Here is a 22246-nt window from a genome sequence, read left to right on the forward strand (position 1 = left end):
GTCCTTGTGACCTGTCCTTGTGCTTTCTATATGTTAGAGGAACGCGAAAGAAAACCGATGCATCGGAGCCCGCAGATGAACCTGCCCCCCAAAGTCACCCCCCGCGCCTTTGAACGCCTCGCCGAGATCGGGGCCGCAGACGAAGGCAAGGCCCTGCGCATCGCTGTCGAAGGCGGCGGCTGCTCGGGCTTTCAATACGACATCGCGCTGGATGAGCCCGCCGAAGATGACCTTGTTCTGGAAGGCAGCGGTCAGAAGGTGGTGGTCGATAGCGTATCCCTGCCATTTCTGGCCGACGCCGTGATCGATTTTACCGAAGAGTTGATCGGCGCGCGTTTCACCATCGAGAACCCGAACGCGACAGCGGCCTGCGGCTGCGGCACGTCCTTTTCGATGTAAGTCTTTCGGGCGCGCTTAGGCGCGCGCCCGGGCGAACCCCTCGAAGAACTCTTCGAAATACGGCCCGGCGCGTTCGGCGCGCAGCAGGGTCGCGTGGCTTTCCGGGCAGAGATACGACAGCACATGCGGGCGCATCTGCTCCCAGTCGGCCCGGCGGTTTGCGCCCATGTCGCTGAGGCAAGTTGCCAAGGGCCGCAGCGCCCCCACCGCCTTGTTACTTGTGCGAAAACGCAATGCGCCTTTGGGGATGGGCGTAGATCGCAACGGTCGGCCCGCAATCCGCATGGCCCAGCCGGTGACGAGCCATTGGTGGTAATCGTCCCGCAAAGGTGCACCCTCATCGGCGTAGACCCGCATGGCACGGTGGCTGGCGGCAATGGCATCCTCCCACAGCGGGCTGGGGGCTTGCCCGGCAAAACGCAGCGCGGCGCAGACCTCGGCCAGCAGGTCCATATCCTGATCGAGAAAGGCCAGCAGCCCCGTGAAATGCAGGCTTTTCAAAGCCGCCTCAGGCAGGTCGGGGCACCGGCGGCCATAGTCCGACAGGTAGAAAACGATATGGGTCAACTCATAGGCCGCCTTGCGATTGGGCATGGCAAAGGTGGCGCTGCGGGCGATGAAATCGCGCAACCGTTGGCCGAGCGCCCCGTCATTCACCTGCGGCCCGACGCCCCGGCGGCGCAGCAGACGGCGCGTCTCGGCCCGTTGCAGATCCGACAGTTCCGCCCCCTCCAGCCCTGCCCGCGCAACCTTGGCACAAAGGCCCGCGCCGTGGTGCCGAGGCAGGCCGAGGTCTTCGAGGTCGAGGCAGATCGACAGGATGAAACGGTAATATTGCGGGAAATCGCGCAGCAGATCCCGGCAGCCCCGATGGAAGCCAGCCAACGGCTGAAGCGCCGCACTGTCGAGGGTGGCGCCCGTGCTCGCCAGCGCCCCAAGAAACTCGGCGTTCTCCTTTAGCCAAAAGACATCCCCCTGCGCGCGCCGCCCCACGGCAAAGGCTTGGATCAGCCGGGCCGTTTGAATGGCCGGGTCTTGGCGTTCGTCAGGTCTCAGCAGAACAACATTGGTCACCGTATGGCCTCCGTCAGGGGGAACGGCGGGCGACAAAGCCGCCCGCTTGCACAGTTTCAGCCGCTGAAGGGCAGCACCTCAGCCGGGGCGAGGCCAGTGGTGAACAGGTCGACCCCGCCGCCTTGCGAGATGCTGCTGCGGTCCTGCTGTAACCCGGTGGTGAACATCTCAACCCCCTCGCCCAACAGCATGTCGCCGCCCCCACGGTTGAGGCCGGTGGTGAACAGGCCAACACCGGCGCCAAGCGCCATTGGATTGTCCTCTGTCTGTAGGGCTGTTACGGGGGCGAAGTCGTGTGCAAAAATAGCAGTCATCGTATGGTCCTTTCAAAGTGCTTTGCAATTTAAAGATGTAGTAGACCAACTGACGCACGTTAAGCGTGTTAATCCAAGCGTTTTTGAGCTAACACATTGTACTGCAACACCTATCCACATTAAGGTCGCTGCACAGTCTCGCCTCAATTCTGATTTTCTTTGTCGGACTGGGGAGAAAAACAAATCCCACCCACAGGGCAAGACCGAGACAATACGGGCGACCCACTCGCAGAACCTCTACAATAGCGGGAAATTGGGTCAGAGAATCACCTTAAGCGCGCATGCCTTCCCCTTGCTCCGCGCCGCCAATTGCGCGATAGCAGGCGGACGTCGAATGAGGGCCGGATATGAAGATCGCGAGTTTCAACATCAACGGTATCAAGGCCCGCGCGGCGGGCCTTCCCGACTGGCTTGACGAGGCGCAGCCGGACGTTGTCGTGCTGCAAGAGATCAAGTCGGTGGATGAGGCCTTCCCCCGCGAAATGCTCGAAGAGCGCGGCTATAACGTCGAAACCCACGGGCAGAAATCCTTCAACGGCGTGGCGATCCTGTCGAAACTGCCGCTTGAGGATGTGTCTCGCGGCCTGCCGGGCGATGATGCCGACGATCAGGCGCGCTGGATCGAAGCGACGGTGGTGGGTGACGACATGGCCCTGCGGGTCTGCGGGCTCTACCTGCCCAATGGCAACCCGGCGCCGGGGCCGAAATATGACTATAAACTCGCATGGATGGCGCGGCTGCAAGCCCGTGCCGAAGCACTTCTGGCCGAGGAAACGCCCTTCCTCATGGCGGGAGATTACAACATCATCCCGCAGGCCGAGGATGCCGCCACACCCGACAGCTGGCGCGAAGATGCCCTCTTCCGACCCGAATCCCGCGCCGCATGGCGGCGGCTGGTGAACCTTGGCCTTACGGATGCCTTCCGGGCGCGTACCCAAGGGCCGGGGCATTACTCCTTTTGGGACTATCAGGCCGGGGCGTGGAACCGCAACAACGGCATCCGCATCGACCACTTCCTGCTGTCGCCCACCGTGGCCGACCGACTGCGCGATTGCCAGATCGACCGCGACGTGCGCGGGCGCGACAAACCGTCGGATCACGTGCCCATCTGGGTCGAACTGGATATCTGAGATCAGGCCTCCAGTTCGGCATCCCAATAGAGGAAATCCATCCAGCTTTCGTGCAGATGGCCGGGCGGGAATTTGCGCCCCATGTTGCGCAGCTCTTCGGCGGCGGGTTGCCGCGGCGGTTTGCGCAGGGCAAGCCCCGTGCGGTGCAGGGGCCGCGAGCCTTTGCGCAGGTTGCAAGGGCTACAAGCGGCGACCACGTTTTGCCAACTCGTCACCCCACCGGCAGCACGCGGCACCACATGGTCAAAGGTCAGATCCCCCTTCGCGCCGCAGTACTGGCAGCGAAATTCATCCCTCAGAAATAAATTAAAGCGCGTGAAGGCCACGCGCTTTTGAGGTTTGACATAGTCTTTGAGAACGACAACCGACGGGATCCTGATCACCGTAGAGGGGCTGCGCACCACCTCGTCATATTCGGCAACGATCTCGACCCGGTCGAGCCATTTGGCCTTTACCGCTTCCTGCCATGGCCAAAGCGACAGCGGGTAATAGGATAAAGGTCGGTAATCCGCGTTGAGCACCAGCGCGGGGTGGTGTTTGAGCGCCGCCGGGTGGCGGGTAAATTCGGTCCTGAAATCGCCGTCCATCTGGTCGCGTCCTCTGCCCGTTTTAGCCACTATATCTCGCGGTTTCTCTCTGGCAAGACAAAGGTGAACCACTAGATGTCGCCGGTTTTGCCCAAAGATTACGACAGAGGTGTGACAGATGGGCAGAGTTTGGTAACCTTGTGGCATGTCGAAAAGCCCCCTGCCCGATGCGCCCGCCCCGCAATCCCTGCTCGAAGCCGCCGTCTATGTCGAGGATCTGGACGCGGCGCGGAGGTTTTACCGAGACGTTCTGGGGCTGAAACTGTTTCAGGAGGTGCCGGGCCGGCATATGTTCTTTGCGCTTGGGCCTTCGGTCTTGCTGGTCTTCAACCCCACCGCCACGGCGCAGCCGCCCGGCAATCCGAAAATGCCGGTGCCGCCCCATGGGGCGCAGGGGCCGGGGCATGTCTGTTTTGCGATGAAACGTGATGAGATCGCCGCGATGGAGACGCGGCTCCGGGCCGCCGGGGTCGAGATCGACACCCGCTTTGATTGGCCCAACGGGGCGCGCTCGCTTTATGTGCGCGACCCCGCTAGCAATTCGATTGAGTTCGCCGAACCCTGGCTTTGGGATGAGATGAAGGGTTAAAGCCCCAGTTTGTCGCGCATGAAGGCCAGCGCCACGCTCAGCCCATCGGGCGCGATGCCATGGCCCGTGCCCTTCATCACATGGGCGTAAACGTCCTGCCACCCCCCCTCTTGCAGCGCTTCGGCGGCCTGCGGCAAGGATTGCGGCGGCACCACGTCATCGGCATCGCCATGGACCAGCAGCACCGGCGGTTTGACCCGCGCCTCCTCGGCCAGCGCTTCGGGGTTGAGCAGACGCCCCGAGAAGGCCACGACCCCCGCCAACGCATCCTCGCGGCGCGGAGCCACATGCAACGACATCATCGTGCCTTGGGAAAAGCCAAAGAGCACGACCTGTTCGGGCAGCACGTCTTCGTCGACCATCAGCGCATCGAGAAAGGCGTCGAGGTCTTCGACCGCGCTCATCATCCCGCGCATCGATTCCTCTTCGGATGATCCGTCGATCCATGGGATTGGGAACCACTGATAGCCCATCGGCGCACCGGCGCAGGCCTCGGGCGCGTCGGGCGCGACGAAAAGCGTGTCGGGCAAATGCTCGCTCAGCGGATCGGCAAGGCCCAGCAAGTCAGCGCCATTCGCGCCATAGCCATGCAGGAACACCACCACCGACCGTGTGGTGCCAGAGACCGGCGCGCGGCGCTCGGCGTTCAAAACCCGTGTCATGACAATCCTTCCTTTTATTTCAACACCCGGTAGTAGGCAAAGAGCAGCCGCGCCGCAACCGACCGCCAAGGTGACCATGCGGCGGCCATGGCAGAGAAGTCTTTCGGGCTGGGACGGGCAGGCAGATCGAAAAGCCCCCGCGCCGCCTCTTGCAGCGCAAGGTCGCCGCTGGGAAAGATATCGCGGCGGCCAAGGCAGAACATCACATAGATCTGCGCCGTCCACGGCCCGATCCCCGGCATGTCGACCAGCGCGGCCATGGCTTCGTCATCGGGCAGCCCGTGCAGCGCGTCAAAGTCGAAATCACGTTCCGCCAAGCCCAACACATAGCGCGCTTTGGGGCGGCTTAGCCCTGCGGCGCGCAGGCCATCGTCACCGGCGCGCAGGACGTTTTCGGGCCGATCCAACCCCGCCGTGACAAGCCGCGCATAGATCGCGCGGGCCGAGGCCACGCTCACCTGTTGTCCCACGATGATGTCGAGCAGCCCCGCGAAGCCGGGCGGGCGCAGGCGCAGCGGCAGCGGGCCGGTCTGGGCCAGCGCCATGGCGAAACGCGGCTCATGCTCGGCCAGCCATGCCGCGCCCTCGGCCACATCGGCGTCGCAGGTGATCGGAGGCGTGAGGCTCACAGGCGTGCCACCCAATCCAGCATCGCGTCGAGGTCGGTCAGGCAAGGCGCGCCCTCGGGCAGTGGCGGTCTGTCGATCAGGATCACCGGCAGGCCGAGCGACAGGGCAGCGTCGACTTTCGGGCGGCTGGCCTGCCCGCCAAGGTTGCGACAAATCAGCAGGTCGACGCCAAAATCGCGGAACAATGCCGTCTCGCTCTCCACGGTGAATGGCGGATCGCCAAAGATCAGATCGACAAAATCATAGGGCGCGGCGCGGTCATGGCGGCTCGTTTGCCGCAGCATGAGGCGCGCGCCCTTGAACGGTTGGAATGCGGGCAGGCTGGCCCAGCCGGTCGCGGCAAAGACGCGGGCGGCGGGCGGCACGGCACGGGCGGCGGCCGCGACATCCGACACCGATTGCAGCAGCGGGTTGTCCAAGGGCCAAAGGGGCCGCGAAAAGCTGACGAAGGGTTTGCCCAGAGAAGTGGCGGCGGCATAGCCTGCGTGGCTCAGCCCCGCATCGAACCCATGGCTAAGATCAAGCACCGCATCGAAGCCCGCCATATCGCGCCGCAGCGCGGCGGCATCCCTGGCATCGCGCATCTCATAGGCCATCGGCATCGGGTTGCTGCCGCGCGGCGGCTCGGTCAGCCAAGCGGCGACCCGGTGCCCGGCCTGCACCAAGGCGGGTGCAAGCTGCCGCGCTTCGGCGGTGCCAGCAAGCAAAAGAAGGGTCAGCGAAGGGCGAACGGCGGCGGTCATCGGCGTGATCATCGGCGAGCTTGCCGCCGGGCGCAAGCGGGATCGGGGGCCAAAAACCGATGCCGGGCTTGCCCTTACCCAAGGGCAGGGCTACCCCTTGGCGGGAAGTGAGGAATTCAGACATGATCGACGACAGACGCGCGCGGCGCAACGTAGCGGTGCTGGTGGCAGCACAGGCCTTTCTCGGCGCGCAGATGCCGATGATTTTCCTTGTCGGAGGTCTTGCCGGACAGTCGCTTGCGAGCAATGTCTGCCTGGCCACCCTGCCGATTTCGATGATCGTTTTGGGCTCCATGCTCTCGGCCACGCCGGTCTCGGCCATCATGCAGCGCTATGGCCGCCGCGCGGGGTTCTTTCTGGGCGCGGCGGGCGGTGCCTTGGGCGGCGCGGTCGCGGCCTATGGGCTTTATCTCGCCTCCTTTCCGGTTTTCCTGCTGGGGTCGCTTCTGACAGGCATCTATATGTCGGCGCAGGGGTTCTACCGGTTCGCCGCTGCCGATACCGCCTCGGATGATTTTCGGCCCAAGGCGATCTCCTATGTCATGGCTGGCGGTCTTGTCTCGGCCATCATCGGGCCGCAGCTTGCCACGGCCACGTCGATGAGCCTCGTTGTCCCCTTTCTCGGCACCTATATGGCCGTGGTGGCGGTGAACCTCATCGGGGCGCTGCTGTTTCTTTTCATCGACATTCCGAAACCGCCGATCCCGGCCCATGACGCGCCCAAGGGCCGCAGCCGGTGGGAGCTTTTGACCACGCCGCGCATCGCCGTCGCTGTGATCTGCGCCATGGTCTCATACGCATTGATGAACCTCGTAATGACCTCGACCCCGCTGGCCGTCGTCGGCTGCGGCTATAGCCAAGACAGCGCGGGCTATGTGGTCACCGGCCACGTGCTGGCGATGTTCGCGCCGTCCTTCTTTACCGGCCATCTGATCAACCGTTTCGGGGTCGAGCGCATCATGGGCCTTGGCATTGCGATCCTTGCCGCCGCCGGGCTGGTGGCGCTTCAGGGGGTGGAACTGGGCAACTTCTTTGTCGCGCTGATCCTTTTGGGGCTGGGCTGGAACTTTGGCTTCATCGGGGCCACCACCATGCTGGCGGGCGCGCATGAGCCGCATGAGCGCGGGCGGATGCAGGGCTTGAACGACCTTTTGGTCTTCGGCGGCGTGACTGTGGCCTCGCTGGCCTCGGGCGGGCTGATGAACTGTGCGGGCGGCACGGCGCAGGAAGGCTGGGCGGCGGTGAACCTTGCCATGGTGCCCTTCTTGGTGTTGGCGGGCGGCTCGCTGCTCTGGCTGGTGCTGCGCAGCCGCAAGGAGACGCAGCTGAGTTAAGCGCCTACCAGCGCGACGCCATGGCCCGCAGCGCGAAATGGCGGCGCGGGTCAGGCAGCGCGGCTTGCGAGACCTTTTCCGGCGCATCCACCGCGGCCCGCAACACCGGCCCCGCATGGGCGGCCGGCAGCAGCGCCGCGCGCGCCGCCTTGGGGATCTTGCCCCGATTGGCGCGGGCCGACTTCAGCCTGTCGAGCGCCCCCTTGGCGAGGGCCGAGACCCCCTCTGCCGTGCCGTCCAACAGCGGCACGCGGCCCGCCTCTTCCAAATTCGGAATGGCGCAGAGCCATGCGGCGATCCCAGTGGCATAGGCCGCATCGCGCACGACCGCTTCATCCGCCGCCCCAAGGCGGCGGGCGGCGACCCACATCAGATGGCCTGCGGTCTGGTCGATATAGCGCTCGAAATGCCCGGCATCCTCGAAGGGGTCTTTGTAGATGTCCCACCGCCGCGCGGCGACGAGTTCGTCAAGCAGGTCCGCATCCTCCGGCGCGATCGCACGGGCCAGCGGCGTGGTCACCTCATGCCGCCGCACCGGGCCGCCCTTGGCGATCTCTTCCAGCGCGTCGCGCCACCATTGCAGCCGCATCTCGGCGATCATCGTCTCTTGGGTGACCCATGGGGCGCGGGCCACCTCGACGTTGAAGGCATAGAGCGGGAAGAGCAACTTGCGCGTGTCGACGGGGGCGGCCATGGCGGCGCGAAAGCGCCAAGGGTCGGCGCGCTCTACCATGGCGGCGCAGGCGTTCAGATCGGCGTCGAAGGTCATGCGGGGCGTGCCACCGTCAGAAGATAGCCGAACTCATCCCGATGCGCGCGCCAGCAGGCGATCTCTGCCTCGGCGGCATCGAGCACTTCGGCCAGATCATCCTCCGCCCCGGGGCGCAGCTTTCCGATCCGCGCCTCCAAGGGGGTGTAGTAATTCTCCCAAGCCTCATCCGACAGGACACGGGTCGCCACGACCTCATAGCCCGCCGCGCGGACCCGCTCGGCAATGCCCTCTGCATCGCTCATCGCGGGGTAATCCGCCCATTGCGCGCGGGCCTCTTCCGACGGGCTATTCGTCAGCCAGCAGGGTTCGGAGAAGGCCACAACCCCGCCCGCGCGCAGCGATTTGCGCCAGCGGGTCAGCGCCTCGGTCACGCCGAGGAAATAGACCGCACCGGCGCACCAAATGAGATCGTATTCATTGGCGATGGCGGCCATATCGGCGCGCAGCAGGGTGACATTGCCATCGGCCACAAACCGGCCCCGCGCGGTGTCGACGAAATGCGCCGTTTGATCGAGGGCGGTTACATGGCCCTGCGGGATCGCCGCGCGCAGGGCGCCGATGTCGCTGCCGGGGCCGCAGGCCACATCGGCAATCTCGGCCCTTGCAGGCAGATCGACCTGTTCCACGGCCCAGCTCACATCCGAAGGCTCCCCCGGCCCTTCGCGCGGTAGATCCCGGTGGAGGGTGAAAAAGGCGGTCATATCATCTGTCATTGGGCGCGGTCCCGGATCAATTTCCAACGTATCGCATCAAGCAGCGCTTCGAATGAGGCGTCGAGTATGTTGGCGCTGACGCCCACGGTGGACCAGCGCCGCCCCTGCCCGTCTTCGCTGTCGATGATGACGCGGGTGGTGGCTTCGGTGCCGCCTTGGGTGATGCGCACCTTGAAGTCAACCAGACGCATGTCATCCAACAGGCTGCTGTATTTGCCCAAATCCTTGGCCAGCGCCTTGGACAGCGCGTTGACCGGGCCGCGGTCGGCGCCATCCTCGTCCAGCGATTCCGAGACCGAGAGCCGTTTTTCCCCATCGACATCGACCACCACGACCGCCTCGGAAAGGCTGACCATCCGGCCTTCGGCATTGCGGCGGCGTTCGACGGTAACGCGGTAGCGCTCCACCTCAAACAGATGCGGCAACTGGCCCATCACGTCGCGGGCCAGCAACTCAAAGCTCGCCTGCGCGGTGTCATAGGCATAGCCCTGCGCCTCGCGGTCCTTGACCACCTCCAAAATCCGACCAAGCGCCGGGTCGCCCTTGGCGACCGAGAGGCCCGCATCGCTCAGCCGTTTGCGCAGGTTGGATTGTCCGGCTTGGTTCGACATCGGAATGACGCGCGTATTGCCGACGAGCGCGGGGTCGATATGCTCATAGGTGCTGGGGTCTTTGGCAATGGCGCTGGCATGCAGCCCCGCCTTATGCGCAAAGGCCGAAGACCCGACGAAGCCCGCCTGTTTCATCGGCACGCGGTTCAGGATTTCATCCAGCACCCGGCTGGTGCGCGTGAGCCCGCGCAGCGCCTCAGAGCTCACCCCGATCTCATAGCGGCTGGCATAGGGTTCTTTCAGCATCAGGATCGGGATCAGGGTGGTGAGGTTGGCGTTGCCACAGCGCTCCCCCAGCCCGTTGAGCGTGCCTTGGATCTGTCGCGCGCCCGCGTCGATGGCCGCCAGCGTGCAGGCCACGGCGTTCTCGGTGTCGTCATGGGTGTGAATGCCCAAGTGATCCCCCGGAATGCCCGCCGCGATCACCGCGCGGGTGATGCGGCCAATCTCATCGGGCAGCGTGCCGCCATTGGTGTCGCAAAGCACGATCCAACGCGCGCCCGCGTCATGGGCCGCGCGGATCGCTTCGAGCGCGTAGTCGGGATTGGCCTTGTAGCCGTCAAAGAAATGCTCGGCGTCAAAAAGCGCCTCGCGTCCTTGCGCAACCAAATGTGCGATGGATTTGGCGATGTTGTCGGTGTTCTCCGCCAGCGTGATGCCGAGCGCGGTCTTGACGTGGAAGTCATGGGTCTTGCCGACGATGCAGACCGATTTGGTGCCCGCGTTGAGCACGGCGGCCAGCACATCGTCATTCTCAGCCGACATGCCCGCGCGTTTGGTCATGCCAAAGGCGGTGAGCCTCGCCCGCGTCGGCGGGGCCGCGTCGAAAAAGGCGCTGTCGGTCGGGTTGGCCCCGGGCCAGCCGCCTTCGATGTAATCCACCCCAAGCGCGTCGAGCGCCTCGGCGATCTGGCGTTTTTCATCTGTGGAGAACTGCACGCCTTGGGTTTGCTGCCCGTCGCGCAGGGTGGTGTCATAGAGGGTGAGGCGGTCGCGGGTCATGGGGCGGCTCTCCCGAAACCAACCTGACCAAAGGCGCGCAGGCGCCATGCCCGACCTCGGGAGGGCTTTGCCGCCTGGGGCGACCTGAGAGTTTCCGCTCTCTGACCATAGCACGTGGGACGGGTGTTGCAAAATGCCCTCCCGGGGGGGGAGGTCGGGCATGGCGCCTGCGCGCCGGGAGGCGGTAGCGGCGAGGATCACAACACCCCCTCCAGCTCGCTGCGGTCGAACCCCGGCGGGGGCGTCAGCTTCACCCCGTCCTTGCTCATCTGCACCTCGATCCCGACCGAGGTCAGCGCCTTCTTGATCCGGTCCACCTCGGCGAAATCCTTGGTCTCCATCGCGGTGGCGCGGGCATCGCTGAGGAAGGCTTCAACATCGCTCAGATCAAGCGCCTGCACGGCGGCCCAATCGGGAATATGCGCGTCCATCAGCCCCAAGAGCGTCAGCGCACCGCGCAGCCCCTCCGCATCGCCCGCGCCCGAGAGCCGGTGGCATTCGGTCAGCGCGCCGTGGGTGTTGAGATCATCGGCCAGAAGCGCGACCAGATCGGGCCCGGGCGTCGCGGCCTCGGCCTCCGCCGCCTGAAGATACCATTTGCGCAGGGTCTTCTCGGCCTCCTCGCGCTTCTTCTTGGTCCAGTCCATCGGCTTGCGATAATGGGTCGAGAGCATCACGAAACGGATTACCTCTCCCGGCACGCCCTGGTCCAGCAGATCGCGCACGGTGAAGAAATTGCCCAGGGACTTGGACATCTTCTTGCCCTCGACCTGCAACATCTCATTATGCAGCCAGTAGTTGGCGAACCCGTGGCCCGCGCATTTCGACTGGGCGATCTCATTCTCATGATGCGGGAACTGCAGGTCGATGCCGCCGCCGTGGATGTCGAAACGCTCCCCCAACAGGTCATGTGCCATGGCGGAGCATTCGATATGCCAGCCCGGACGCCCCTCACCCCATGGGGAATCCCAGCCCGGCGTGCCCTCGTCCGAAGGCTTCCACAGCACGAAATCCATCGGGTCTTCCTTGTAGGGCGCCACCTCGACCCTCGCGCCTGCGATCATGTCATCGACCGACCGGCCCGAAAGCGCGCCATATTCGGCGTATTTACGCACCCGGAACAGCACATGGCCCTCGGCCTCATAGGCGTAGCCCTCCTCTATCAACCCGCGGATCATCGCGACCATCTGGGGGATATACTGTGTCGCACGGGGCATGTGGTCGGGCTCCAAGGCGCCCACGGCGGCCATGTCATCGAGATACCACTGCGTCGTCTCGGCGGTGATCTCTCCAATGCTGCGCCCGCTCTCAGCGGCGCGGGCGTTGATCTTGTCATCCACATCGGTAAAATTGCGCACGTAAGTCACATGCTGCGGCCCATAGACATGGTGCAGCACGCGGTAGAGCACATCGAAAACGATCACGGGCCGCGCGTTGCCCAGATGCGCCCGGTCGTAGACGGTGGGGCCGCAGACATACATCCGCACATTCTGCGCATCAATCGGCGTGAAATCCTCTTTCTTCCGAGTGGCGGTGTTATGCAGCTTGATCGTCAGGTCACGGGTCATGGGCAGGCGTCCTTGCGCGGGTGTGACGCGGGCTTGGCATAGTTTAGTCAGAATGGGAATGACGTGAACAGCGGCCCGCGAGGATGTCTCAGCGGGTAATGCAGCAAATAATGAGCGTTGTGGTGTTCATAACCGGGTTGTAGCAAGCGCGCCGTCCTGCGCCAAGCCCCTTGTCCGGTTAAGTTTTATGCAAGCCCGCCCCCGCCTTTCCCCGCGCGGATTGACAAAGCCCCAAGGCTCTGCCCCCTTGTGCGGAAATTTTCGGAGGCATCATGGATAGATCATCGCGCATCAAAGGGGTTCTGGCCGGAGGGTCCGACGGTTGGGAAGTGTTTCACAAATCACGCGCGATGATCGCGGCAGGGGTGCCGGTGAGCGAGCTGACCATCGGCGAGCATGACATCCGCACCGCCGCCCCGATCCTGCAAGAAATGCACCGCAGCGCCCTCGGCGGCCATACCGGATATGCCGCCGTGCCGGGCACCGATGCCCTGCGCGACCGGATTGCAAAGCGGGCCGAAGAGCGGACCGGCCTGCGCACGACGCGGGACAATGTGGTGGTGACCCCGGGCGGGCAAGCGGGGCTTTTCGCGGCATTCATGGCGGTCTGCGACCCCGGCGATGCGGCGCTGTACATCGACCCCTATTACGCCACCTACCCCGGCACCCTGCGGGCCGCCGGGGCGCGGGCCGTGGCGGTCGCGGCACGTGCCGATCACGGGTTCCTGCCCCGCGGTGCGGATCTGGCGGCAGCCGCCGAAGGCGCAAAGGCGCTGTTGATCAACACGCCCAACAACCCGACGGGCGTGATCTATGGCCGCGAAACCTTGGAAGAGATCGCGCAGGTCTGCCAAGATCACGACCTCTGGCTCGTCTCGGATGAGGTCTATGACACGCAGATTTGGGAGGGCGCCCATCTCAGCCCCCGCGCCTTGCCGGGCATGGAGGAGAGAACGCTGGTCATCGGCTCCATGTCGAAATCCCACGCGATGACCGGCAGCCGCTGTGGTTGGATCATTGGGCCCGAAGACATCATCGGCGATCTGATCGACCTTGCCACTCATACCAACTACGGCGTGCCGGGCTTCATTCAGGACGCGAGCGACTACGCCCTTGCCCAGGGCGCGGCTTTCGAAGAGAAAATCAGCGCCCCCTTCGCCCGCCGCCGCGCGCTGGCGCAGCGGGTTTTGGGCGGTCAAAACGTGGTGCGCTCGGTGCCCTCGCAGGGGGCGATGTATCTGATGCTGGATGTCCGCGACACCGGTCTCAGCGGCAATGAATTTGCCGATGCCCTGTTGGAAGACCAGCATATCGCGGTGATGCCGGGCGAGAGTTTCGGCGCGGCGGCGGCGGGCCATGTGCGCGTGGCCATGACGATCGAAGACAGCGCCTTTGAGGCGGCCCTGCGCGACCTCTGCCGCTTTGCCGAAGGGCGCGCGAGCCGCGCCGCGTAAATAAAAAGACCGGCCTCCTTTCGGAAGCCGGCCCTTCATCAAAGCGGGACATCCCGCCAAGACAGATCAGAAGCGCATGGAACCGCGCAGGGAGATCGTGGTCGCGTCCAGATCGTCGCCTGTGCCGCCTACGTCATCGAATTTGTGCTGCAGCACTTCGCCACCGACGGTGTAGCGATCAGTCACTTTATAGGTGACGCCCAGGCCGGCGAAGGGGCCGGTTTCATCGCCAACGCTGGTGTCGGCACGGGCCGCACCAGCGGTCGCGTAAACCAGTGTGTTGCCGAAGTCGTAGCCAGCTTTGACCTTGGCGCGTGCAACGGAATCGGCTGTCGCGCCGGATGTGCCCAGATCGATGTCGGTCTTGTCGTAGTCGAGTTCGCCACCGAGAACGAATTTGCCGAAGTCATAGTCGTAACCGGCGTGGAAACCGTAAGAGGTATCGTCACCGTCAAGGGCGCCGCTGTCGCTGTCGATGTCGGTCTGGCCAACCTGAAGACCGGTGTAGAAGCCTGTCCAGTCGCCATCAACAGCCACGGGTGTCGGCGCCGGAGTGAAAACCGGTGCTTCAACGGTGGTGTCTTCCAGCGAACCGGCTGCTGCGGCACCCGCGAAAGCGCTGGATGCGATCAGGGCGATGCTGGCGATTGTTGTCGTGCGTTTCATGTTCTGCTCCTTAAATACAGGTGACCCCGCGATCCTCGCCGCAGGGTCACTCACGCAACGCCCGATGTAAGGTTGGGTTTCAGTTTTTTCACTTCACAGAATTGCGATGCGCTGATTGTCGCACATTTGCAACATATCCTCGGCGCGGTGCCGCTCAAGTTATGTGTCTTCTGTTTGATCGACCGGCACTTTCCATTGATTTACTATGATTTGTCAATTAGTTACGCCCGCAATAGAGATTCCGCGCCATCTTTGCCCTCATTGCAGTGAGAAACGCGCCTTGAATGCGAAATCGAATGAGAGCGGCGCGTGCATACATCCGCCCGAAACGCACGGACCGATCCCCCTCACCCCCCCCCTTTTGGGCGGAACCACCCAAAGGCTTGCTGTCACCCGCGAACGCGTTATCTGCTTGTATTGTCAGTAAGAAGGAGCAAGCCCCACCCCATGTCTTGGATCACCACCCATCTGGAAGTCGTCATTATCGTGATCCTGACGCTGCTGGCGGCGATCGTGATCTTGCAACAACGCCGCACGCCGCAATCGACTGCCGCATGGCTGCTCTTTATCATCGTGCTGCCTTGGGTCGCGGTGCCGGTATTTCTGGGGCTGGGCTTTCGCAAACAATCCTCGCGCTACACGCCGGTGCATTTTCTGAAAGGCGATACCGGCGGCCCCCCGCCCCGCCCTGTCCATACGCTCGATGCGACGATGCAGTATTTCGGCCTGCCCGCCGCCGCCCATGGCCAAGACCTGCGGCTCTTGGGCGATCCGACCGCGGCGCATGAGGCGGTGATGGCGCTGATCCAAGGGGCCGAGGAGCGGATTGACGCGCTTTTCTACATCGTTGCCAATGACGAAACCGGGCGCATTTTTGTCGACGCGCTGACCGAACGCGCCAAGGCGGGCGTGAAGGTTCGGCTGCTGATGGACCGTTTGGGCACCCTGCGTGGCCCTTCCGCAGCTCTGCGCCATCTGCGCGAGGCGGGCGGCGACGTGCGCTTTTACTCTCCTTTGTTGCAACTGCCGGGCTCAGGCCATCTGAACCTGCGCAACCACCGCAAAATGATCATCGCCGATGACGCGCGGGTCTTTTCCGGCGGCATGAATATCGGCGCGCATTACCTCGGACCCACGGCGCTGGAGGACGGCTGGACCGATCTGGCCTTTCTGCTCGAAGGACGCGCGGTACAGAGTTTCGGCGATGTGTTCCGCTCGGACTGGAGCGTGGCCAGCGGCGAGGCATTGGACCCCGCCCCCTCGGTCGCGGCCCATACGGGCGGGACGGCAACGGTGCAACTCGTGCCCTCCGGCCCCGATATCGCCGAAGACCCGCTGCATGATGGGCTGATCCGCGCGATCCATCTGGCCGAGGCGCGGATTTGGCTGGTGACGCCCTATTTCGTGCCGACCGAAGCCCTTGGCGCTGCCTTGACCACAGCGGCCCGGCGCGGCGTGGATGTGCGGGTCTTGGTCCCTGAGCGCTCAAACCAACGGCTGGCGGAATTTGCGCGGGGTGCCTATCTGCGCGAGCTGCATGAGGCAGGCGGTCATGTGCTCTATTACCAGCCCGGGATGATCCATGCCAAAGCCGGGATCATCGACGATATGGGGCTGGTGGGCACCGCCAATTTCGACGTGCGCAGCATGTTGCTGAATTTCGAGGTCACGCTTTTTGTCTATGACGCGGGCTCGGTCGCGAAGCTGCATGATTGGTTCGAACATCTCTCAGAGCATTGCGCCATGGAAAGACCGCCCAGCGGGATGTTCCGCAAAGTGGCCGAAGGGCTGTTTCGTCTGGGAGCGCCCGTACTATGATCCCCGCCGTCGCCCCGCAATCGCTGCGCATCGTCAGCTACAACATCCGCAAGGCCATGGGCACCGACCGGCGCCGCGATCCCGAGCGGATCATGCGGATCATCCGCAGCCTGCATGCCGATGTTGTGGTGCTGCAGGAGGCCGACCGCCGCCGCGCCCCGCGCCCTTCGGCCCTGCCGCTCGACCGGGTCGAAAAAGTGACGGGCCTGCGCCCTGTGCCCACGCCGAGCGATGTAAGCATCGGCTGGCATGGCAATGCCGTTCTGGTCCGGCCCTCGGCCAAGATCGACCGGGTGGCGCATCTGACCCTGCCGGGGGTGGAGCCGCGCGGCGCGATGGTGGCAGACCTGCATATCGGTGCCCGCCAATTGCGCGTGATCGCCTCGCATTTGGGCCTGCTGCGCCCGTCGCGCAAGGAGCAGTTGAGCGCCATGATCGCCCATCTCGACGCCTGTGCCGCCTGCCCGACCTTGATTGCGGGCGATCTGAACGAATGGTCGCAAAAGGTCGGGCTGGGGCGTTTGGCGAAACGGTTCACCATTCATGCGCCGGGCAAAAGCTATCACGCGCGGATGCCCGTGGCCTTTCTAGATCGCATCGCCTTGGATCAACATCTTACCGTGCGCCAAGGCGGCGTGGTCGAAACGCCCCAGACCCGCCGCGCCTCGGACCATTTGCCGATCTGGCTTGACGTGGCGCATCGCTAGGCGCCCTCAGCCCGTGGCCCAAGCCAATTCGCCCACCATCATGTTGCAGGCCTGCTGCGGGGTCGAGAAAGCGACCTGCATATCGAAAGCCATGCGCACATCCGCCCGCGCTTTGGCGATGGTCGCATCCGTCGCCCCAAGCCGTCGCGCGGTGGCGATGTTTTGGTTCGCATCATGCCGCAGCTTGCGCACGCTTTCATAGCCGCCTGCAAAGCCCGCACATTGTTTCGCCGTCAATTCTGCCGCCGCCGCTCTGCGCGCCGCAGCCTCCATCGGTGAGGCCGGAGGCTCCACACAGCCCGCCAGTGTGCTGGCAAGAAAGCCCGATATAATAAGACGTTTCATCAAATTCTCCCTTTCATGACCTTGATAGGGAGAGACTGGTTTAATTTTGGTTAACGCGACCCGGATGGCAGCGCAAAGATTAACCCTTTCGCGCAACCACGCCTAAGGCGCCCCGGCCGCCTCGTCGGGGCGGGCCTCTCGGCCCTGCCCCTGCGCGCCCCTTTCGAGGCACATCTCATCAACTACAACCCGAGGTGCCGCCGCAGGTGTTGCACTTCATGCAGGTGCCGTTGCGGACCAATGTGTAGTTGCCGCATTCGCCGCAGGCTTCGCCCTCATATCCCTGCATCTTGGCCTTGGCCCGCGCATCGAGGCTGACCGCGCCGGACGCTGCGGGCGGCACCACGACCGCCACATCGCCATTGCTGACTTGAGGCGCGTAGGCAGAGCTTGCTTCGACGTTTTGCCCGCCTTGCAGCACCACCAACTCTTGCGGCAGCCGGTTGCGCAGATAGCCGGTGGAGCTGATTTGCTTGAGCACTTCCAAGGACTTATTCGCGGCCCCCTCGCTCAACTCGCTGACGTTCGAGAGGTTCTCTTCCTCGCCCCGACCCAGATCGTCAAAGGTCGCGCCCTCAGGCTTCACATGCGCCAGATCGGTACGGTCGAGGTAGCTCACCGCCAGTTCACGGAACACATAGTCGAGGATCGAAGTCGCCTGTTTGATGCTGTCGTTGCCCTGCACCATGCCCGCGGGCTCGAACTTGGTGAAGGTAAAGGCATCGACGAATTCCTCCAGCGGCACGCCGTATTGCAGACCGACCGAGACCGCGATGGCGAAGTTGTTCATCATCGCCCGGAAGCCCGCGCCTTCCTTATGCATGTCGATGAAGATCTCGCCCAGCTTGCCGTCCTCGTATTCGCCGGTGCGCAAGTAGACCTTGTGGCCGCCGACGTTGGCCTTCTGGGTATATCCCTTGCGGCGCTGCGGCATCTTCTCGCGGTGCGACTTGATGATCTCTTTGACGATCACCTTCTCGACGATCTTCTCGGCCAGCACGGCGGCTTTCTCATGCGCGTTGCCGCTTTCCAGCGTCTCGGCGGCGTCCTCGTCGTCTTCCACGAGGGCGGCAGCCAGCGGCTGGCTCAGTTTCGATCCGTCGCGATAGAGCGCATTGGCCTTGATCCCCAAGGACCAGCTGAGTTCATAAGCCTTCTGGCAATCCTCGATCGTCGCGTCATTGGGCATGTTGATCGTCTTGGAGATCGCCCCTGAGATAAAGCTTTGCGCCGCTGCCATCATGTGGATGTGGCTGTTCACCGAAAGGTAACGCTTGCCCTTCTTGCCGCAGGGGTTGGCGCAGTCGAAGATGCCGTAATGCGCCTCGCGCAGATGCGGTGCGCCCTCTAGCGTCATGGTCCCGCAGACGTGGTCATTGGCCGCCTCAATATCGGCCTTGCTGAAACCGAGGGAGCGGAGCAGATCGAAGGTCGGGTCGTTCAGCTTTTCCGTCGGGATGCCCAGCACTTGCGTGCAGAAGGCCTCGCCCAGCGTCCATTGGTTGAACACGAAACGAATGTCGAAAGCCTGTTTCAGCGCCGCGTCGATCTTGGCCAGTTCATTGGCGCCAAAGCCATGCCCCGCCAGCGTGGTGTGGTTGATCGCAGGCGCATTGCCGATCGTGCCGTGGCCCACGGCATAGCTGACGATCTCTTCGATTTGGGCCGACCCGTAGCCGAGCTTTTCCAGCGCGGCAGGCACGGATTGGTTGATGATCTTGAAATATCCGCCCCCGGCGAGCTTCTTGAACTTCACCAGCGCGAAGTCAGGCTCGATCCCCGTGGTGTCGCAGTCCATCACCAGACCGATGGTGCCGGTGGGCGCGATGACGGAGGTCTGCGCGTTGCGGTAGCCGTGGGCTTCGCCCAGTTTCAGCGCCTCGTCCCAGCAGGATTTGGCGATGTCGACCAGCCCTGCCTGCGGGCAGTTGACGTGATCCAGCGGCACCGGTTTGACCGAAAGCTGCTCATAGCCGTCGGCCTTACCATAGGCCGCCGTGCGGTGGTTGCGGATGACCCGTAGCATATGCTCGGCGTTCTTGGCATAGCCCGGGAAGGCGCCCAATTCGCCCGCCATCTCGGCGGAGGTGGCATAGGAGACGCCGGTCATGATTGCGGTCAGGGCACCGCCCAAAGCGCGGCCCTCGTCGCTGTCATAGGAATAGCCCATGTTCATCAGCAAGCCGCCGATATTGGCATAGCCCAGACCCAGTGTGCGGAAGTCATAAGACCGCTGCGCGATTTCCTTGGAGGGGAATTGCGCCATCATCACGCTGATCTCGAGCGTCACGGTCCAGAGCCGCGCGGCGTGCATATAGTCCTCGACCTGAAAGACACCATCCTTGAGGAAGGTCAGCAGGTTCATCGAGGCGAGGTTGCAGGCCGTGTCGTCGAGGAACATGTACTCCGAACAGGGGTTCGAGCCGCGGATCGCGCCGTCCTCGGGGCAGGTGTGCCAGTCGTTTACGGTGTCGTGGTACTGGATGCCCGGATCGGCGCAGGCCCATGCGGCATGGCCGACCTGATCCCAGAGGTCACGGGCGCGGATCGTCTTGGTCACCCGATTCTCGGTGCGGCTGATCAACTCCCAGTCGGCGTCTTTCTCCACGGCCTTCAAAAAGGCGTTGGTCACGCGGATCGAATTGTTGGAGTTCTGGCCGGAGACCGAGTTGTATGCCTCGCTATCCCAGTCGGTGTCGTAGGTCGGAAACTCGATCCCGGTATGGCCCTGCTTGGCATAATCCAGCACGCGTTTGACGTAAGTTTCGGGGATCGCGACTTTCTTGGCCTCGCGGATCGCCTGTTTCAGCGCCGCGTTCTTGGCCGGGTCATAGGCATCCGCCTCGGCGCCGTCCCAGGCCTTGATCGCGTCGAACAGGAGGTTCAGCTTCTGCTCGTGCATCTTGGAGCCGGCGACGATGGAGGCCACCTTCTGCTCTTCGAGCACCTTCCAGTTGATGAAATCCTCGATATCGGGGTGGTCGGCGTCGACGATCACCATCTTCGCCGCGCGGCGGGTGGTGCCGCCGGATTTGATGGCGCCGGCTGCACGATCGCCGATCTTGAGAAAACCCATCAAACCCGACGACTTGCCGCCGCCCGACAGCTTCTCGCCCTCTCCGCGGAGCGATGAAAAGTTGGTGCCCGTGCCCGAGCCGTATTTGAACAGACGCGCCTCGCGGACCCAGAGATCCATGATGCCGCCATCGCCCACCAGATCGTCACCGACGGACTGGATGAAGCAGGCATGCGGCTGCGGGTGCTCATAGGAGGACTTTGACCGTGTCAGCTTGCCGGTCTTGTAGTCGACGTAGTAATGCCCCTGCGCCGGGCCGTCGATGCCGTAAGCCCAGTGCAACCCGGTGTTGAACCATTGCGGGCTGTTCGGGGCCGCGCGCTGGCTGGCCAGCATGTGGCGCATCTCGTCGTAATAGGCGCGGGCGTCCTCTTCGGTGCTGAAGTAGCCGCCTTTCCAGCCCCAATAGGCCCAAGCGCCCGCCAGACGGTCGAAAACCTGCTTGGAGGAGGTCTCACCGCCCATCTCGGCGCCCTCGGTGGGCTCGGAGCGCCACAGGAATTCGGGCACGCCCTTTTCCTTGACCTTGCGGGTCTCGCTAGGCACGCCCGCCTTGCGGAAATACTTCTGCGCGATCACGTCGCTGGCGACCTGGCTCCAGGATTTCGGAACTTCGACGTTGTCGAGCTTGAAGACCACCGAACCGTCAGGGTTGCGGATCTCTGACACCGTCGTGACAAAGTCCAAATCCGCATAGGCATCCTGCCCGGCCTTGGTGAAATTCCGTTCAATCTTCATCGTCGCTGCCCTTTTACAAACTCTTAAAATCCCAAGCCGACATGCCCACGGCAGGCCGTCTCACCCCGATGTGCTGGCAGTTTGAACAAAGCTTCCCCGCGCCACCTGCTGACGCAAGCGGCCCGAAACCGATTGAAACGCTGGTTCTATACTCTGTCCCCGCCGCCGAAGCGCCCTGTCGCGTTAACCACAACATATTGTGGCGCTTTACTTGACCCCCACAAACTGACGTAGATCGCACTATTTGGTCAACGGTTTTTTTCGGAATTATTTTAGGACGGACAGTTGACCGAAAGCCGCTGATTTGCCCCGCGCGACACCCTAGTGATTCAGTCTCAGGATATCCCCAGAGATACCCGCAACTCCGACTGGCAGGCGGCCTTGGAAATAATCTATTGCCGGGGCCGGGTTAGCGGAGGTGTTTGGAAAAATGGTTTAATTCATCCACAGCCCAAGACCGCCCGCCGGGCGACAGGCCGCCGGAGGTGAACTCTGTGTCACGGTCACCCGGCCCAACGCCCCTGTCCGACGCCAGCGCCTGGAACCGCGGCAGAATCATCACGATATTGGCGCGCGCAGGCGCAAACCTGCCAATGCGGCGGCAGCAGCTACCATATCTTGTGCAGAATTCGGATCAATCGCCGGACGCGCCTCAACCAATAGGAGAAACGCCACATCATCAACGTTGGAAGAAAGTGGTCGGAGCGAGAGGATTCGAACCTCCGACCCCCTGTACCCAAAACAGGTGCGCTACCAGGCTGCGCCACGCTCCGACTGGGGCTTCTTTAGCCATAAGCCCACCAATTGAAAAGCCCCGATTGACCTGAAAATGGGAAAATCCGCGAAGTCTTTAGCAGGGCCAAGCCGGGGTGTTGCTGGCAAAGGCCGGATGGCGGATTTCGCTGCCTTCTGTGATGCCAAGGCGTTTCGACAGGCCGCCGTTGATCTCCAGCACCGACAGCAAATCGTCGCCGCCCGGGATCGGTGTTTCGTCCAGCGGTTTGGCGGAGTGGTGGATTTTTTGAACCACGCCCCTTTCGTCGATGAACAGCAGATCCAGCGGGATCAACGTGTTGCGCATCCAGAAATTCAGCGGCTGGGGTCTTTCGTAGATAAAGAGCATGCCCGCGCTCAGTGGTAGTGAACGGCGGTGCATCAGCCCTTTGGCGCGTTCCGCCGTGTCATCGGCGACTTCGACAGAGAACCGGGCCTTGCCCCACGCCCCGCGAAGCGTCACGGAATCCGCCCGGCAAACCTCGGCCACCGCCGCGCCGGTCAGCAGCAAGCCAGCCAGTGCCGCCCCTGCCATATGCCT

At 63.4% G+C, this 22246-nt stretch carries 21 protein-coding genes and 1 tRNA gene; 7 read left to right on the forward strand and 15 right to left on the reverse strand.

What is annotated here, in order from left to right; all coding sequences use genetic code 11:
* The first annotated feature begins 75 nt into the window (after nt 1-75).
* Nucleotides 76-399, forward strand: coding sequence for an iron-sulfur cluster assembly accessory protein (locus ACGYLC_RS07280; RefSeq protein WP_067265985.1), 324 nt, complete (start codon nt 76-78; stop codon nt 397-399).
* 15 nt (nt 400-414) lie between these two features.
* Here the strand turns inward: ACGYLC_RS07280 and ACGYLC_RS07285 are convergent, their stop codons facing one another.
* Nucleotides 415-1473: a DUF6902 family protein gene (locus tag ACGYLC_RS07285; RefSeq protein WP_394422356.1), complete on the reverse strand. Its 1059-nt coding sequence runs from the start codon at nt 1471-1473 to the stop codon at nt 415-417.
* Between the two features lie 56 nt (nt 1474-1529).
* The gene (locus tag ACGYLC_RS07290; RefSeq protein WP_394422357.1) at nt 1530-1787 is read right to left on the reverse strand and encodes a hypothetical protein; all 258 of its coding nucleotides are present in this window, start codon (nt 1785-1787) and stop codon (nt 1530-1532) included.
* A gap of 347 nt (nt 1788-2134) precedes the next feature.
* On the opposite strand from ACGYLC_RS07290, the gene xth reads away from it, so the two are divergent.
* Entirely contained in the window at nt 2135-2917 is a 783-nt protein-coding gene (gene xth, locus ACGYLC_RS07295) for an exodeoxyribonuclease III (RefSeq protein WP_394402693.1), read from the forward strand.
* A gap of 2 nt (nt 2918-2919) precedes the next feature.
* Here the strand turns inward: xth and ACGYLC_RS07300 are convergent, their stop codons facing one another.
* Nucleotides 2920-3504 (reverse strand): HNH endonuclease, encoded by a 585-nt coding sequence (locus tag ACGYLC_RS07300; RefSeq protein ID WP_067265843.1) that lies wholly within the window; start codon nt 3502-3504, stop codon nt 2920-2922.
* Between the two features lie 145 nt (nt 3505-3649).
* Here ACGYLC_RS07300 and ACGYLC_RS07305 point away from each other — a divergent pair, with 145 nt between their 5' ends.
* A complete protein-coding gene (locus tag ACGYLC_RS07305) occupies nt 3650-4093 on the forward strand; it encodes a VOC family protein (protein WP_394422359.1) in 444 nt (147 codons plus the stop codon).
* On the opposite strand, the gene ACGYLC_RS07310 is transcribed toward ACGYLC_RS07305, so the two are convergent.
* Genes ACGYLC_RS07310 through ACGYLC_RS07320 form a run of 3 tightly spaced genes read right to left on the reverse strand, consistent with a single transcriptional unit; the run spans nt 4090 to nt 6127 of the window.
* Nucleotides 4090-4755 carry an alpha/beta hydrolase gene (locus ACGYLC_RS07310; RefSeq protein ID WP_394422360.1) on the reverse strand — a complete coding sequence of 222 codons (666 nt, stop codon included), beginning with the start codon at nt 4753-4755 and terminating at the stop codon, nt 4090-4092. The genes ACGYLC_RS07305 and ACGYLC_RS07310 overlap by 4 nt on opposite strands.
* Nucleotides 4756-4769: 14 nt before the next feature.
* Nucleotides 4770-5384 carry a DNA-3-methyladenine glycosylase family protein gene (locus ACGYLC_RS07315; protein ID WP_394422362.1) on the reverse strand — a complete coding sequence of 205 codons (615 nt, stop codon included), beginning with the start codon at nt 5382-5384 and terminating at the stop codon, nt 4770-4772.
* Nucleotides 5381-6127, reverse strand: a complete 747-nt coding sequence (locus tag ACGYLC_RS07320; protein ID WP_394422364.1) for a precorrin-6A/cobalt-precorrin-6A reductase — start codon at nt 6125-6127, stop codon at nt 5381-5383. Before ACGYLC_RS07320 ends, ACGYLC_RS07315 begins: the two co-directional genes overlap by 4 nt.
* A gap of 122 nt (nt 6128-6249) precedes the next feature.
* Here ACGYLC_RS07320 and ACGYLC_RS07325 point away from each other — a divergent pair, with 122 nt between their 5' ends.
* Nucleotides 6250-7461: an MFS transporter gene (locus ACGYLC_RS07325; protein ID WP_394422365.1), complete on the forward strand. Its 1212-nt coding sequence runs from the start codon at nt 6250-6252 to the stop codon at nt 7459-7461.
* 4 nt (nt 7462-7465) lie between these two features.
* On the opposite strand, the gene ACGYLC_RS07330 is transcribed toward ACGYLC_RS07325, so the two are convergent.
* From ACGYLC_RS07330 to cysS, 4 genes are all read right to left on the reverse strand, one after another.
* Nucleotides 7466-8230 carry a squalene/phytoene synthase family protein gene (locus ACGYLC_RS07330; RefSeq protein WP_394422366.1) on the reverse strand — a complete coding sequence of 255 codons (765 nt, stop codon included), beginning with the start codon at nt 8228-8230 and terminating at the stop codon, nt 7466-7468.
* The gene (locus tag ACGYLC_RS07335; RefSeq protein WP_394422367.1) at nt 8227-8946 is read right to left on the reverse strand and encodes a class I SAM-dependent methyltransferase; all 720 of its coding nucleotides are present in this window, start codon (nt 8944-8946) and stop codon (nt 8227-8229) included. Before ACGYLC_RS07335 ends, ACGYLC_RS07330 begins: the two co-directional genes overlap by 4 nt.
* A complete protein-coding gene (gene cimA, locus ACGYLC_RS07340) occupies nt 8943-10559 on the reverse strand; it encodes a citramalate synthase (protein WP_394422369.1) in 1617 nt (538 codons plus the stop codon). The genes ACGYLC_RS07335 and cimA overlap by 4 nt, the downstream gene beginning before the upstream one ends.
* A gap of 197 nt (nt 10560-10756) precedes the next feature.
* On the reverse strand, nt 10757-12127 hold the full coding sequence (gene cysS, locus ACGYLC_RS07345; protein WP_394422370.1) for a cysteine--tRNA ligase: 1371 nt from the start codon (nt 12125-12127) through the stop codon (nt 10757-10759).
* Between the two features lie 272 nt (nt 12128-12399).
* On the opposite strand from cysS, the gene ACGYLC_RS07350 reads away from it, so the two are divergent.
* The gene (locus tag ACGYLC_RS07350) at nt 12400-13581 is read left to right on the forward strand and encodes a pyridoxal phosphate-dependent aminotransferase (protein WP_394422371.1); all 1182 of its coding nucleotides are present in this window, start codon (nt 12400-12402) and stop codon (nt 13579-13581) included.
* A gap of 66 nt (nt 13582-13647) precedes the next feature.
* On the opposite strand, the gene ACGYLC_RS07355 is transcribed toward ACGYLC_RS07350, so the two are convergent.
* Entirely contained in the window at nt 13648-14247 is a 600-nt protein-coding gene (locus ACGYLC_RS07355; protein ID WP_394402675.1) for an outer membrane protein, read from the reverse strand.
* 447 nt (nt 14248-14694) lie between these two features.
* On the opposite strand from ACGYLC_RS07355, the gene ACGYLC_RS07360 reads away from it, so the two are divergent.
* Both ACGYLC_RS07360 and ACGYLC_RS07365 read left to right on the forward strand, forming a co-directional pair.
* Entirely contained in the window at nt 14695-16065 is a 1371-nt protein-coding gene (locus ACGYLC_RS07360; protein ID WP_394422373.1) for a phosphatidylserine/phosphatidylglycerophosphate/cardiolipin synthase family protein, read from the forward strand.
* Nucleotides 16062-16772 carry an endonuclease/exonuclease/phosphatase family protein gene (locus tag ACGYLC_RS07365; RefSeq protein ID WP_394402672.1) on the forward strand — a complete coding sequence of 237 codons (711 nt, stop codon included), beginning with the start codon at nt 16062-16064 and terminating at the stop codon, nt 16770-16772. The genes ACGYLC_RS07360 and ACGYLC_RS07365 overlap by 4 nt, the downstream gene beginning before the upstream one ends.
* 6 nt (nt 16773-16778) lie before the next feature.
* Here ACGYLC_RS07365 and ACGYLC_RS07370 read toward each other — a convergent pair whose 3' ends face one another.
* The 4 genes from ACGYLC_RS07370 to ACGYLC_RS07385 all read right to left on the reverse strand — a co-directional run bounded on the left by ACGYLC_RS07370 (nt 16779) and on the right by ACGYLC_RS07385 (nt 22240).
* Nucleotides 16779-17117 (reverse strand): hypothetical protein, encoded by a 339-nt coding sequence (locus ACGYLC_RS07370; protein ID WP_394402671.1) that lies wholly within the window; start codon nt 17115-17117, stop codon nt 16779-16781.
* A gap of 178 nt (nt 17118-17295) precedes the next feature.
* Entirely contained in the window at nt 17296-20931 is a 3636-nt protein-coding gene (locus tag ACGYLC_RS07375; RefSeq protein WP_394422375.1) for a vitamin B12-dependent ribonucleotide reductase, read from the reverse strand.
* A 696-nt stretch (nt 20932-21627) separates the two neighbouring features.
* Nucleotides 21628-21704: transfer RNA gene (locus ACGYLC_RS07380), tRNA-Pro, on the reverse strand.
* 77 nt (nt 21705-21781) lie between these two features.
* Nucleotides 21782-22240: a DUF192 domain-containing protein gene (locus ACGYLC_RS07385; protein WP_394402701.1), complete on the reverse strand. Its 459-nt coding sequence runs from the start codon at nt 22238-22240 to the stop codon at nt 21782-21784.
* Nucleotides 22241-22246: the final 6 nt, after the last annotated feature.

Origin of the sequence: Sulfitobacter sp. 1A12157, assembly GCF_043557345.1 — a bacterium.
GTDB lineage: Bacteria > Pseudomonadota > Alphaproteobacteria > Rhodobacterales > Rhodobacteraceae > Sulfitobacter.